The organism is Angustibacter peucedani, assembly GCF_054779595.1.
On record NZ_BAAGXY010000042.1, the window covers coordinates 50,030 to 62,849 of the forward strand.

The window sequence follows — 12,820 nt, forward strand, 5'->3', positions numbered from 1 at the left end:
GTCGTTGCGGCGCTAGGAGATCGCCTGCTCCACGAGCGCCACGACCTGCTTCTCGACCTTCGGGCTCCACCCCTGCAGCGCGTACGCGACCGGCCACATGTCGCCGTCGTCGAGGTTCGCCGGGTCCTGGAACCCGAGGGTGCAGTAGCGGTACTTGAACTTGCCGGCGTTCTGGAAGAACAGCACGACCTTGCCGTCCTCGTCCGCGTAGGCGGGCATGCCGTACCAGGTCTTGGGCGCGAGGTCGGGCGCCGTCGCGGTCACCGTGACGTGCACCCGCTCGGCGAGCGCCCGGTCCTCGGGGTCGAATCCCTCGATGGCGTCGAGCAGCTGCTGCAGCCCGTCGGCCTTCTTGGCGCCCTTCTTGCCCTCGGCGCGCAGCTCGGCCGCGCGCTCCTTCATCGCAGCGCGCTCCTCGGCGCTGAAACCGTCGGAGGTGGTCGTGGCCTTCTTCGTGGGCATGGCGCTGGCCCCTTCTCGAGTCGGTGGCGCCGACGCGGTGCCGGCCCCTCGACGACGAGGCTAGGCGGGCCGGGACCGCCGGTGCTTCTCGATTCCTGACGGGCTGCTACTCGCGCTGCTGCAGGTCCCACGCGGCCACGACCGCCCGCTCGACGGCGGCGTCGGTCGCGCGGTCGAGGTCGACGACCACCTTCTGGTGCTTCGCGAACCGCGTGGGGACGTCGAACGCCTCCGCGTCCTCGTGCACCAGTGAATCGCGCACGTCGAACGGCACCCGGACGACGACGTGCGTGGCGTCGAGCGCGCGCGCCACGAGCCGACCGCGGTACGACCAGCGCGCGGCGCCGCCCGACGTCCCGCGCCGGATGCCGTCCAGGCTCTGCGCCAGCTGGTCGAACGCCTCGAGGTCCACGCCGCGAGTCTGCCGGTCTACTCGCGCTGCCGCACGCCCCAGCGCCGCGCCAGCCGCTCGACCGCGACCGTGGCGCGGGTGCGCGCAGGTGCCCCCGGCGGTCGTGGGTACTTCGTCGTCCAGACCACCTGGCCGCGGACCAGCGAGCTGACCATGCCGGTGGCGTGGACGTGCCGGTGGTGCCGCCCGCAGAGCATCGTGCCGTTCTCGACCGACGTGCGGCCGCCCTGGCTGAACGGCGTGCGGTGGTGCACGCACGTCACACCACGCCGGGGGTGCGCCGCAGCCGGGGTAGGTGCAGTGCCGGTCGCGCAGTGCGATGGCGGTGCGCTGCTTGGCGGTGAACGAGTATTGGGTGTCGCCGACGTCCAGGGGGTTGCCGTGCCCGTCGACGAGCACGGGGACGAGGTCGGCCCCGCAGGCGATCTGCGCGAGCGCGGCGCTGCTGAGCGGAGTGCCGTCCGGAAGGGTCGCGGGCAGGACGCCCTGCGCCGGCTGGCCCGAGAGGGCAGCCGCCAGTGCCTCCACGCCCACGACGGTGACGACGCGGTACGGGGAGCCATGGCTGGACGGCAGCAGCCCAGGCCGCGCCAGGGCCTCCTGGGCGAGCCGGTGCAGCCCGTCGTGGCGTCGCTGGGCGGCCGTGCGCAGGTCCGCGCTCCCGTCGAACGACGGCTGCGGGGCCGACCACGCGTCGACCGCGGCCCGGACGGCGGCGCCGCAGTCCGGGGTGAGCGTGCCCTCGACGTGCACCAGTCCCGAGCGCAGGGTGGCCAGGGTCAGACCGCGTGCGTGCTCGCGGGCGGCCTCGTCCTTCATCAGCCGGTCGTCCGCGTCCGGGTCGAGCACCGCGACGAGGCGCTGGCCTACGACGGCCAGCCCGTCCGCGTCGTCGAGGTCCGCGCGCCCCAGCAAGAGGTCCTGGGCCTGCGCCACCGCCTGCGCCGGCACCGCGCCGGCGGGGACCGACGGCGGCACCAGCCGCGCCAGCGCGGCGCTGATCGCATCGGCCTGGCTGCCGGACACCTGGCCCGCCAGCGCGGCGTCGCGGGTCGGGCCGAGCTCGGCCGCGACGGGCGCGGCGTAGAGGGCCTCGGCACGTCGTGACAGGCGGCGCGCCTCGCCACCGGTGGACGTCGGCAGCACCTCGCCGATCCATCCGGCGAGGCGGCGGTGACCGCCCTGGCCGGGCAGCCCGCGCTGCTGCGCCTCGGCCGCGAGCCGGACGACCTGCGCCTCGGCGAGGCGCCCCACCAAGGCCAGCTGCTGGACGCCGGCCCGCACGTCGGCCTCGGCGAGAGGCCAGGTGGGCCGGTCGGCCGCGGACCGCAGGGCGTGCAGCGCCTGTGCGAGGTCGGCCCCGAGGGGCGTCTCCTCGTCCAGCGGCGTGATCGACATGTGACAACCGTAGTGACAGCCACCGACAGCGCTGTTGCACGGCAACGGATCTGTGGACAGCCCGGTCAGGCGAGGTCGACCCAGTAACGGCGGGTGCGGCCGAGCTCGGTGTCGCGCACGTCCTCCAGCACGCCACCGTTCCCCTCGATCACGCGCCGCGACCCGACGTTGTCGTCGTCGCACGTGACCAGCACCCGCTCGAGCCCGATTGCGCGGGCCCGCACCAGCACCTCGCCGAGCGCCCAGCGCGCCAGCCCGCGCCGCCGGGACGACGGCCGGATGCCGTACCCGACGTGGCCGCCGGCCCGCAGCAGGAAGTCGTTTAGGCTGTGCCGCAACGTGATCGCGCCCAGGACCTCGCCGTCCTCGACCAGCCACCAGTGATCCGCGTGCACGCGACCGGAGCCAGGCGCCACCGACCTGTCAGCCGTGCGAGCCAGCCGCGCGACGAACTGCGCGAACCCGTCCGCGGAGTCGACGTCGTCGTCCAGGTGCAGCCCCGACCCGGCCTGCTCGACGCCCCGACCCCAGTCATCCCGCGAGCGCAGCCACGCCGCGTGCAGCGCGACGGTCGGGACGACGAGCTCGACGCTCACGCCGCGACGGCGCGGTCGACGAACGCCTCGAGCCGCTGCTGCAGCCGCTCGACCCGCTGCGGCACCGGCAAGGTCTCGCCCTGCGGCAGCTCGAGCTTGCGCAGGCCGCGGACGTTGGCCGAGCAGGCCAGGTCGGCGCACACGTACGTGCCGACCGTGTTCCCCGCGCGGCCCGCCGCCCCGGCGCGCGGGGCGACGAGCAGGTCGACCTCGGACGACGTCCGCACCGCCCAGCAGAGCGCGCAGATGGACGAGCGCTTGCGCCCTCCGGCGCTGCCGGGTGCGCGCAGGGCCAGACCGACGACGTCCCCGCGGTGCGGCGCGACGAGGTACGCGCGTCCCGGCGAGCGCGGGTCGCGCCAGCCGAGGTAGTCGAGCTGGTGCCACGGCGTGCTCGCGAGATCGGCCGGCAGCGGCAGGGCCTTGCGCTGGCTCTTCGAGGTGTTGACGAACGACGCCTTGAGCTCGTCCGGGGTCAGCGGGTCCACCCCAGCAGGGCATCACGGGCGCCGCCGCCCGGGCAACCGGGTTACCTCGTCAGCGAGGGAGGGGTCGCCCGGCGAGGTAGACCCCCACGGGCCGGTGCAGCGCCGCGACGTCGTGCGCCAGGTCGCCGTCGACCACGAGCAGGTCGGCCCGCTGGCCCGGAGCGAGCCGGCCCTGCTCGGCGTCCAGCCCCAGGACCCGGGCGGCGCCGGAGGTCGCGGTCGCCAGCGCCTGCGCGACCGGCAGGCCGGAGGTGACGAGGTCGACCACCGCGAACGGCAGCGCGCCGTGCCGCTTGGGCGGCTGGATGCCCGAGTCGACGCCCGACACCAGGCGCACGCCGGCGCGGTGCAGCCGGGCGACGAAGGCCAGGCGGCCGGCCGTCATCTGCTCCATCGTCAGGCCGAGCCGGTCGAGCACGGCCTGCAGGGGCGGCGGCACGCGGGGGTCGTCGCCGAGGTCGGCGCCGAGCGTCGGGCACACCGCGACGTCCGCGGCCGCGAGCTCGTCGAGCAGCTCGTCGGACGCCTGGCCGAAGCCGGCCTCCGTCGCGCACGTGCAGTGCTCCACGCCGTCGACGCCCGCCGCCACGGCCTGCTCGACGGCTGGGGTCCCGTGCGCGTGCGCGGTGACCGGCAGCCCGTGGGAGTGGGCTCGGTCGACCAGCAGCCGCAGCTCGGCGAGCGTGAACTGCGTCAGCAGGACGTCGGTGCCCGGCGTGTTCACGCCACCGGAGGCCATCACCTTGACGACGTCGACCCCGCGCTCGGCCCGTTCGTCGACCGCGCGCAGGACTGCATCCTCACCGCTGACCGCCCCGCCCAGGTAGTGGCAGTGGCCGTCCACGACCGTGATCGGAGGACCCGAGGCGACGACGCGCGGCTCGTCCGGCGGCCCCGCCGACGCGCGCTGGCGGTCGCGGTGCTCGACGACGGCGAAGTCGCGGTCGCCGAGGTCGCGCACGGTCGTCACGCCGGCGCGCAGCTGGGCCGCGAGGCCGGCGTGCACGACCTCGCGCAGCGTCGTGCTGTCGTAGCCGGCGACGCGGTCGAGCGCCATGGGTCCGCTGTCGCACACCAGGTGCGCGTGCGCGTCGACGAGCCCGGGCAGCAGCGTGCCGGTGTGCACGTCGGTCGGGACGTCGTCCGGCAGCTCGGCGCCGAACGGCTCGACCCCGACCACCCGGCCCTCGTCGACGACGACGGTGGCACCGCCGTCCAGGAACCGCTCGCCGTCGAAGACGTGCGGTGCCCGGACGGCGCGCACGGCCTACTCCTGCTGGCCCGAGCCGGCGATGTTGACCATCCACGGGACGCCGTACTTGTCCGTGAGCATCCCGAAGCTGTCGCCCCAGGGTGCCTTCTCGAGCGGCACCGTGATCGTCGCGCCGTCGGACAGCCCCTGCCACAGCGCGGTGAGCCGGTCGGTGTCGTCGCCGCTGAGCGAGATCTGCCCGTGCTCCGGCGTCGCGTCGCCCTGCCGCATGTGAGCGGGGGTGTCGGAGGCCATCAGCGTCAGGCCGTCGTCGGTGTCGATCTGCGAGTGCATGACGAGGTCCTTGTCGGACTCCTCCTGGCTCATGCCGCCCTCCCCGAAGGTGCTGACGGCGAGCTCGCCGCCCAGCACCGACTGGTAGAAGCCCATGGCCTCGCGGGTGTTGTCGAGGAAGTTGATGTAGGGGTTCAGACGGGTCGTCATCTGCGGTCTCCTCCGGACGGTCGTCGGTGCCCCGATCATGGCCCGGGAGGGCAGACTGCGTCCATGGCCGACGACGTCCTGCACCTGCCGGACGGCCGGGGCGTGCAGTGGTGGTCGGGCGGCGCGCCGGAGGGGCCGGTGGTCGTCGTCCTCCACGGCTGCCCCGACACCCGCCACGTCGCGATGACCGGGCAGGGCACGGCGCAGCGGGTGGGCGTGCGGCTGGTGGCGCTGAACCGGCCCGGGTACGGGCGGTCCGACCGTGCCCCGACGTCGCACGGTTCGGTGGCGGACGACGTCGCCGCGGCCCTGGACCGGTTGGGGCACCGGCACTTCGCGGTGCTCGGCATGTCGGTCGGCGGGCAGTACGCGCTGGCCTGTGCGGCCCGGCACCCCGAGCGGGTCACGGCCGCCGGGGTCGTCGCCGCGCCCGCCGTGGTGCCGCGCTTGGCCCCGCCGGTGCACCGCGACGACCTGGACGACGAGCAGCGGGCGTTCTTCGCCCGCCTGGCCGCGGTGCCGGTGGGCGAGGCGGTCGAGCTGGTGCGCCCGGAGTTCGAGGCGTTCGTGCGCCGGGTCGACCCGGCCGACCCGGACGACGACGCGCTGGCCGAGCGATGGCTGTCCGGGCTGCCGGCCGCGGACGCCGCCCTGCTCGCGCACCTGCCGGCCGCCGAGGTGGCGGCGTCTGCGCGCGAGGCGCTGGTGCCGACCGACGGCTACCTTTGCGATGCCGCGCTCGCCTTCCGCGAGTGGGACGTCCGCCCGCAGGACGTCCGCTGCCCCACGGTGCTCTGGTACGGCGAGGAGGACGACAACGCCTCCGTGCGCAACGGCCGCTGGTTAGCCGAGCACGTGCCGGGGGCGCGGCTCGTCGTCCGGCCGCGGACCACGCACCTGGCCACGCTGCTCGCGCACTGGGACGACGTGCTGGCGACGCTGCGCGAGATGTCAGGTCGCGGCTGAGGTCCGCGGCGCGGGAGCCCGGGGAGGCAGGTGGTCGGGCCAGGCCACGGCGTACGCCGGGTCACCGCCGCGCGACACGCGGGCGTACCGGAGCAGCTCGCGCGCGATGCCGGCTGCGCCCATCGCCCAGCCGGTGCGCGGCGGCAGGTCGGACGGCGTCGCGCGGTGCTCGTGGTTCGACCAGCGGGTGCCCTCGGCGTCACGGGTGGCCCGCAGCGCCAGGTCGTCGACCAGCGTGGCGGCGAACCCGTCGTCCGGAGCTCCCTCGGCCAGCCGGTCGGAGGCCAGGGCGAGCACTCCCGCCGTCCCGCAGCACCGTCCGTTGTTGTCCCAGAAGCCGGGTCGAACCCGTTGCGGCACGACGGACTCGGCCACCGTGACCCAGCAGCGGTCGGCGAGTCCCGCCCACGCGGCGTCGCCGGTCACGTCGTGCAGGGCGCGAAAGGCCTGCGCGTCGCCGGCCGGACCGTGGCACCACCCGTAGCTGAAGCGCTCGACCAGCTCGGGCCGGTGCTGCGGGTCGGAGTGCGGCACGAGGAAGCCGCGGCCGCCCGACTCGTCGCGCGACACGACGCCAGCCGCCCCGAGCAGCCCCAGCCCGACCAGGTCGGCGCGGCCGGCCGCACGGCCCACGAGCGCGAGCGCCAGCGCGATGCCGAGCGTGCCGTGCGAGACGTGGTGGAAGCGCGCGACCGTGCCCTGCCGCACCTCCCACTGCACGCCGCCGGACGTCGGCTCCGTGGTGCGGGAGTACGGCTCCACCGCCAGGACGGCGAGGTCGAGGTCGTCGCACGCCAGCGCGCCGAGCGCGATGCCGGCGTTGCCGCCGAGCAGCTCGAACTGGTCGGCCCACCGCTCGCCGTCGAAGCGCCGCCGGACGTCGTCCAGCACGGGTCGCACGGCCGCCGCGCTGGTCTCGTCGCCGGTCGCGGCTGCCACGGCGTGCAGCGCGACCGCGGCACCCGTCGTCCCGAAGTAGAGCGAGCAGGCGGGCAGCAGGGAGAGGTCGGCCGCGACGCCGCGAGCGGCTCGCACCGCGGCGTCGGCGAAGTGGTCGGACCCGGTGTGCGAGAACGCTTCCAGCAGCGCGAGCGCGGTGCCGGCGGCGCCGCTGTAGAGCGTCGGGTCGATCTCGTCGTCCTCGGGGTGCGTCGTCCAGCGCAGCGCGGTGCCGTCGTCCTGCGCCTGGCCGAGCACCCAGCGCAGCGCGTCGAGCGCGAGCTCCTCGGCGACGTCCGCGCGGTCGGCGCTCATCGCGCGGTCACGCCCGGCACGTACTTCGGGATGCGCAGGCTGACGCGCGTGCCCGCACCGGGTGCGGTCTCGACGACCAGTCCGTGCGCGTCGCCGAACACCTGCCGCAGCCGGGCGTCGACGTTGCCGAGGCCGACCGAGTCGGCGGACGACTCGCCCGAGAGCACGGCGCGCACCACCTCGGGGTCGGAGCCGGCGCCGTCGTCCTCGACCGCGAGCAGCGCCTCGGCCCCCGCGTCCTGCGCCGTGATCGAGATGTGCCCGACGCCGGTCTGCCCGGCCAGCCCGTGCTGGACGGCGTTCTCCACCAACGGTTGCACCACGAGGAACGGCACGGCCACCGGCAGCACCTCCGGCGCGACGAGCAGCGAGATCTGCAGCCGCTCGCCGAACCGCGCCTTCTCGAGCCGCAGGTAGCGCTCGACGTTCGACAGCTCGTCGGCCAGCGTCGTGAACTCGCCGCCGCGCCGGAACGCGTACCGCGTGAAGTCGGCGAACTCGAGCAGGAGGTCGCGCGCCCGCTCGGGGTCGGTGCGGACGAACGACGCGATGGCGGCCAGCGAGTTGTAGACGAAGTGCGGGCTGATCTGGGCCCGCAGCGCGCGCAGCTCGGCCTCCATCGCCCGGGTGCGCGACCGGTCGACCTCGGCCAGCTCGACCTGTGACGAGACGAAGCGCGCCACCTCGGCCGTGGCCCGCACCAGGCCGGCCGAGGGCTGGCCGCCGTAGGCCAGCAGGGCGCCCACGACCGTGTCGGCGCTGACGATCGGCGCGACGACCGCGGTGCGCACCGGGCAGTCGGGGTCGTCGCAGCGGGCCTCGGCCCCGGAGGCGACCGGGTCGCCCGAGACCACGGCGGCCTGGCCGTCGAGCAGCACCTGCCGCGCGTGGTCGGCGACGTCGGCGGCGTGCCGCGCCCCGCCGCCCTCCCAGGCCAGGCAGCGTCCCTCCGCGTCGGCGACCGCCACCGCGGGCGTCCCGAGCAGGGTGCGCAGGTGCCGCGCCGACCGCTCGGCCCCGGCCCCGGTAAGCCCCTCGCGCAGGCTGGGGGCGGCGAGCGACGTCGTGTGCAGGGTCTCGAAGGTGGCCCGGTCGGCCGTCGAACCGAAGTCCCGCCGCCGGCGCACGACCCGCAGGGTCAGGCCGACCACCAGCGCCGCGACGACCGCCACCACGACGACCGGCACCAGGTTGGTGCCACCGGGGTCGGCGGTCACGGCGGCCAGCGGGTGCACCGTCGTGACACTAGTGCTCGGCCGCCGCGTAGGGTCGCCGGTCGTGGACGACACCCGCGTGCTGCAGCAGCTGGTCGACCTGCCCGGCGTGGCCGAGGCGGTCGACGCGGCCCGCGAGGCGTGCACGCAGCTGCGCTGGCACCAGGCCCTGCGCCGACGCACCGACGAGGCCCGCGCCGAGACCACCGCCCGCGCCGCGCGCGCCACGGCCGAGCTCTAGCGCGTCGAGCTGCTGCTCGACCTGGTGCTCGACGTCCTGCGCGAGGCGCGTCCGGCTCCCGACGACGCGGTCGGCCGCGTCGTGGCCGGCGCCGTGCGGGCGGTCGTCGAGGCGGGCCAGCTCGGGGACGTCGTCCGGCAGGCGCCGCGGCAGGCGCTGGCCCGGCTGCACACCGCCGCAGTCGCCGGGCTGGTGGACGACGACGAGCTCGGTCGGCCGCGCGCCGCCGGCGAGGCACCCCGCGACCTGCCCGGACCGGGTGCGGCACCGCAGGGGCGCGAGCTGGCCGAGCGGCTCGACGGGGTGGTGCGGCTGCTGCAGTCGCCCGGTGACGTGCCCGCGCTGGTCGTGGCGTCGCTCGTGCACGGCGAGCTGATGGCCGTGCGGCCCTTCGTGGTGGGCAGCGGCGTGGTGGCGCGAGCGGTGTTCCGGTCCGTCGTCGTGGGTCGCGGCCTCGACCCGACCGGCGTCGCTGCCCCCGAGGTCGCTTGTGCGGCAACGGGTCTGCCGGCGTACGTCGCAGCCCTGCAGGGCTACGTCACCGGCACGCCGGAGGGCGTCGGGGGCTGGTTGCGGTACTGCGCCGGCGTCGTCGAGCGGGGTGCGGCCGAGGGCGTCGCGGTCGCGGACGCCGTGCTGGCCGGGCGGCTGAGCCGGTAGCGGTCAGCCGCGGGGGCGCTGGCAGGCGCGCGCCATGGCGGCCCCGACGAGCGGGCTGGCGTCGACGCCGGCGTTGGTCTCGCCCTCGCCGTTGCTCGCACCGGTGTGGCCCTGGACCTCGCCCTGGAAACCGAGGTAGCCGTAGCCGCCGAGGGTCGACATGTCGCTGATGTCGTTGCGGCAGCTGGAGACCACGATGCGCAGCTGCACGCTGGTCGTGTCGTGCGGGCGCACGATCACCGGCAGCTGGGGCACGGTCGACAGCGAGATCAGCTCGCTCGAGGTCTGCGTCAGCGGCGAGCCGGAGTCGAGGGTCACGACGAGCGGCTGCTCGCCGTTGTTGCGGAAGTCGAGCTCAGGCTTGTCGAGCGTGCCGCTGAGCTGCACGTCAAGCACCTGCTGGCCCTGGGTGAACGAGCACAGGTCGCGCGGCGTGATGCCTTGGCCGAGGGTGTTGCCGTCGCGCACCGAGACCTGGTGGTCGGTGCCGTCGGCGCTGGTGAGCGTGAGCCGCAGCGGCACCGGCTGGTCCGACGTGCAGTCGAGCGGCACGCGCAGCTTGGCCTTGCCCTCCTGGCCGGCCGCCACCGCGGGCTCGCCGGTCAGCATCGTCACGACGGGATCGGTCGGGGTGGCGCGCGCGTCGTCCGGCGAGACGGCGATGGTCAGGGGCAGCTGGCCCAGGTTGACGACCTGCACCGTGTAGTCGGCGACGGTGCCGCGGCCGGTGACGAGCGGGTTGACCTCGGTGGCCGTGACGTAGGCCTGCACCGCAGCCCGCAGCTGGGCGGCGCGCACCTGGTCGCCGTGCCGGTCGGTCCACCACGAGCCGGCGCCCACGCCGACCAGCGCCGAGGCCGCGACCAGCACCCACGTGAGCTTCGAGGCGTGGCGCAGCCGCTGCCCCAGCCCGCGCACCTGCTCGGGGGTGGGGCGCTGCCAGTCCACCGGACGTCGTCCGCGGCGGGACCCGCGCGGTGCGCGCGGCGGCCGGGCGGGCCGTCCCGGCTCGGACGGCGGGGGCGGCAGCTCGTCGAGCGCCACGACGTCGGGGGGTGGGAACGGGCTGCTGCCGGCAGCGCTCGCCCCGCCGTCGGCGTCCAGGACCTCGTACCCCATGGGCGCCATTCTGACCTGGCGCGCCGTCCGGGGCACGCGTTCAGGAGCAGTCGCGCGCCAGGGCCGCACCCCACAGCGTGCTCAGGTCGACCCCGACGACCTCTTGGGCCAGGACGTCGGCCCCCGGCGACCCCACGCGCAGCACGACGTAGGGCGTGAGCTGGGAGGACTGCACGGCCTCGAGCCCGCGCGGGCACGACCACGGCGTCAGCAGCACCTTCAGGTACACCGACGAGTGCGGCGGCACGACCTGCGGCAGCGACGGCGTGAGCCGCAGCACCGAGAAGTTCGTGGTCTGGGCGACGAAGGGGGAGTGCGCGACGTCCAGGCGCACCTCGAGCTCGCGGTTGCCGTCGTTGCGCAGCCGCAGCTCCGGTGCCGAGATCGAGCCGCTGATCTGGGCCACGAGGGTCTCCCCCGGCGGGTCGGAGCACGGAGCCTGGCCGAAGTGCAGGGACTCGCTCAGCGCGTCCTGCGACGCCGTCAGCGCGTGCACCTGCCCGTCGGCGGTGCGCACGGGGACCCAGACCCGGCGCGGCTCGCGCACTCGACCGGTGCAGTCGACGAGCAGCCGCACGCTGACGCTGAGCGAGTCGTCGGCCGGCACCCGCATGGCCCCGCCGAGGTCGTGCACCACGGGCTGGCTCAGGCTCGGCTGCGCGTTCTGCGGCGAGGTCACGACCGTCAGCGGCAGCGGCCCGGCGTTCACCACGCGCACCGTGATGTCGGCGTAGGGGCGGTCTCCGCCCACCGCGTCGACGCTGGTGACCATCGCCATGGCCGACAGCTCGCCGAGCCGGGCCGAGGCGCGCTGCTGGGTCTGCAGGTGGCGGGTCCACAGCCCGCCGCCGACGATCCCGAGCACCAGCGCGACTGCCGCGACGACGGCGACGTGCGCCCGGGGGTCGCGGGGCAGCCAGGACGGCAGCGAGGACGACGGCAGCCAGGACGACGGCACGCGCCAGGACGTCGGCCACGACCGGCTCGACGAAGGCGCGGGGGACCGGCGGTCGGTGCGGCCGTCGGTGCGGCGGTCGGTGCTGGGCGCCGCCCGGGGGACGACGAGGTCGTCGATCGCGACGACCTCGCGGGTCGGGAACGGGGTCCGGGGCACGTCGACGTCCGCCCCGTCGGTGTCCAGGACCTCGTAGCCCACGAGGTCAGTGTCACCCCGGCGGCGCCGGTTGGGGAGGGGTTCGCCGGTCTCGGGCAGGTGACGGCGGGCAGGTGACGGCCGGCAGGTGACGGCGGACAGGTGACGGCGCCCCGCCGTGGGCGAGGCGCCGTCGTGTGCACGGTCACCGGCTACCAGGCGTGCTGTGCGTCGTCGCAGTGGGTCAAGCCCGCCACGACCGGTCCATCAGTGGACTGCCCGCACGTGGGTACCGGGAGGGCCGTGCTGGGTCGCCGGGTGAACGGCGGCTCGAGGTCCTGTCTACTCCTGCTCCACAGCCAAGTGAAGGGTTGACTTTTCGGGCACGGGTGCGGCCGGGCGCGTCCTGATCTTGCCGATTGCGCGGGGTGCGGGGCAGGTCCACACTGAGGGCGCGGTCCTCGTGACCGCGCCAGCGTCCCGGCTCATCCCCCCCGAGCCCGGACGCGAAGACGGCCCCCGTTGTCCCCCCGACGGGGGCCGTCGCCGTCCACAGGTGGACCGCCGCCGTCCCACCGTCCACAGGGCTCGGCCGGCCGCTCGTCCGGCGGAGTCGTCGCCGGACATCCTGCTCGCATCCCGTTGCGCTGCAGGAGGTCTCGTGGACGTGCCCACCCCGACCGGCTCGACCGGCTCGGTCGCCGAGCTGCTCACGGCCGACCCTCGGCTGGCCGACGCCGTGGCCCGCGTCGCGGCCGCGGCCGGCGTCGAGGTCGTGGTGCGCACCGACCCCGCCGACGTGACGCGGTCGGGCGGCCCGCTGCTGGTCGGGGTCGACCTCGCGCCGCGGGCGGCGCAGCGGCCCCACCACCTGGCCCGTCGTGGTCGGCCGGTCGTCGTGGTCGGGCTCGACGACGTCGAGGGCGCGGGGCCGTGGCGCCAGGCGGCGGCGCTCGGCGCCGAGGGCGTCGCCGTGCTGCCCGGCGCGCACGACTGGCTCGTGCACCGGCTGGCGAGCACGGTCGAGCGGGTCGGCGGCGCCCGCGTGCTGGGGGTGGTCGGCGGGTGCGGCGGTGCGGGGGCCTCGCTGCTCGCCGTGGCGATGGCGCTGGGCGCGGCTCGCACCGACCAGCAGGTGCTGCTGGTCGACCTCGACCCGCTCGGCGGCGGGCTCGACCTGACCGCCGGGCTCGACGACGTGGCGGGCCTGCGCTGGCCCGA

General features: G+C 75.8%; 14 protein-coding genes and 1 pseudogene. 4 read left to right on the forward strand and 11 right to left on the reverse strand.

Annotated features, from left to right (window positions below; all coding sequences use genetic code 11):
* Positions 1-12: 12 nt before the first annotated feature.
* From ACYVJ4_RS09565 to ACYVJ4_RS09595, 7 genes and pseudogenes are all read right to left on the reverse strand, one after another.
* Positions 13-462 carry an iron chaperone gene (locus ACYVJ4_RS09565; protein WP_460459894.1) on the reverse strand — a complete coding sequence of 150 codons (450 nt, stop codon included), beginning with the start codon at positions 460-462 and terminating at the stop codon, positions 13-15.
* Positions 463-891: 429 nt separating this feature from the next.
* Positions 892-1,137, reverse strand: coding sequence for an HNH endonuclease signature motif containing protein (locus ACYVJ4_RS09570; protein ID WP_460459910.1), 246 nt, complete (start codon positions 1,135-1,137; stop codon positions 892-894).
* Positions 1,138-1,192: 55 nt separating this feature from the next.
* Positions 1,193-2,272: pseudogene (locus tag ACYVJ4_RS09575) on the reverse strand (DUF222 domain-containing protein); the annotation flags it as partial.
* A 65-nt stretch (positions 2,273-2,337) separates the two neighbouring features.
* Complete coding sequence (locus ACYVJ4_RS09580) at positions 2,338-2,868, reverse strand: GNAT family N-acetyltransferase (protein ID WP_460459895.1); 531 nt, start codon at positions 2,866-2,868, stop codon at positions 2,338-2,340.
* Positions 2,865-3,356, reverse strand: a complete 492-nt coding sequence (locus ACYVJ4_RS09585) for an FBP domain-containing protein (RefSeq protein WP_460459896.1) — start codon at positions 3,354-3,356, stop codon at positions 2,865-2,867. Before ACYVJ4_RS09585 ends, ACYVJ4_RS09580 begins: the two co-directional genes overlap by 4 nt.
* A gap of 49 nt (positions 3,357-3,405) precedes the next feature.
* Positions 3,406-4,620: an amidohydrolase family protein gene (locus tag ACYVJ4_RS09590; protein ID WP_460459897.1), complete on the reverse strand. Its 1,215-nt coding sequence runs from the start codon at positions 4,618-4,620 to the stop codon at positions 3,406-3,408.
* Positions 4,621-4,623: 3 nt separating this feature from the next.
* A complete protein-coding gene (locus ACYVJ4_RS09595) occupies positions 4,624-5,052 on the reverse strand; it encodes a VOC family protein (RefSeq protein WP_460459898.1) in 429 nt (142 codons plus the stop codon).
* A 63-nt stretch (positions 5,053-5,115) separates the two neighbouring features.
* Here ACYVJ4_RS09595 and ACYVJ4_RS09600 point away from each other — a divergent pair, with 63 nt between their 5' ends.
* Positions 5,116-6,018 (forward strand): alpha/beta fold hydrolase, encoded by a 903-nt coding sequence (locus tag ACYVJ4_RS09600; RefSeq protein ID WP_460459899.1) that lies wholly within the window; start codon positions 5,116-5,118, stop codon positions 6,016-6,018.
* Here ACYVJ4_RS09600 and ACYVJ4_RS09605 read toward each other — a convergent pair.
* Positions 6,004-7,272 carry a lanthionine synthetase LanC family protein gene (locus ACYVJ4_RS09605; protein ID WP_460459900.1) on the reverse strand — a complete coding sequence of 423 codons (1,269 nt, stop codon included), beginning with the start codon at positions 7,270-7,272 and terminating at the stop codon, positions 6,004-6,006. The two genes, ACYVJ4_RS09600 and ACYVJ4_RS09605, sit on opposite strands and share 15 nt — an antisense overlap.
* Positions 7,269-8,507 (reverse strand): histidine kinase, encoded by a 1,239-nt coding sequence (locus ACYVJ4_RS09610; RefSeq protein WP_460459901.1) that lies wholly within the window; start codon positions 8,505-8,507, stop codon positions 7,269-7,271. The genes ACYVJ4_RS09605 and ACYVJ4_RS09610 overlap by 4 nt, the downstream gene beginning before the upstream one ends.
* 43 nt (positions 8,508-8,550) lie before the next feature.
* On the opposite strand from ACYVJ4_RS09610, the gene ACYVJ4_RS09615 reads away from it, so the two are divergent.
* Complete coding sequence (locus tag ACYVJ4_RS09615; protein ID WP_460459902.1) at positions 8,551-8,727, forward strand: hypothetical protein; 177 nt, start codon at positions 8,551-8,553, stop codon at positions 8,725-8,727.
* Between the two features lie 24 nt (positions 8,728-8,751).
* Positions 8,752-9,387: a Fic family protein gene (locus ACYVJ4_RS09620; protein WP_460459903.1), complete on the forward strand. Its 636-nt coding sequence runs from the start codon at positions 8,752-8,754 to the stop codon at positions 9,385-9,387.
* A gap of 3 nt (positions 9,388-9,390) precedes the next feature.
* Here ACYVJ4_RS09620 and ACYVJ4_RS09625 read toward each other — a convergent pair whose 3' ends face one another.
* Together ACYVJ4_RS09625 and ACYVJ4_RS09630 are read right to left on the reverse strand one after the other, a co-directional pair.
* Positions 9,391-10,506, reverse strand: coding sequence for a hypothetical protein (locus tag ACYVJ4_RS09625; RefSeq protein WP_460459904.1), 1,116 nt, complete (start codon positions 10,504-10,506; stop codon positions 9,391-9,393).
* Positions 10,507-10,546: 40 nt separating this feature from the next.
* Complete coding sequence (locus ACYVJ4_RS09630; protein ID WP_460459905.1) at positions 10,547-11,662, reverse strand: hypothetical protein; 1,116 nt, start codon at positions 11,660-11,662, stop codon at positions 10,547-10,549.
* Positions 11,663-12,260: 598 nt separating this feature from the next.
* Between ACYVJ4_RS09630 and ACYVJ4_RS09635 the strand changes: the two genes are divergently transcribed.
* The coding region (locus ACYVJ4_RS09635; RefSeq protein ID WP_460459906.1) for a CpaE-like family protein at positions 12,261-12,820 on the forward strand (560 nt) is incomplete at its 3' end.

What these genes read in the sequence shown, in the direction of transcription:
- ACYVJ4_RS09565 (WP_460459894.1), bottom strand. Translation starts at nt 462, where the DNA reads ATGCCCACGAAGAAGGCCACGACCACCTCCGACGGTTTCAGCGCCGAG.
- ACYVJ4_RS09595 (WP_460459898.1), bottom strand. Translation starts at nt 5,052, where the DNA reads ATGACGACCCGTCTGAACCCCTACATCAACTTCCTCGACAACACCCGC.
- ACYVJ4_RS09600 (WP_460459899.1), top strand. Translation starts at nt 5,116, where the DNA reads ATGGCCGACGACGTCCTGCACCTGCCGGACGGCCGGGGCGTGCAGTGG.
- ACYVJ4_RS09605 (WP_460459900.1), bottom strand. Translation starts at nt 7,272, where the DNA reads ATGAGCGCCGACCGCGCGGACGTCGCCGAGGAGCTCGCGCTCGACGCG.
- ACYVJ4_RS09625 (WP_460459904.1), bottom strand. Translation starts at nt 10,506, where the DNA reads ATGGGGTACGAGGTCCTGGACGCCGACGGCGGGGCGAGCGCTGCCGGC.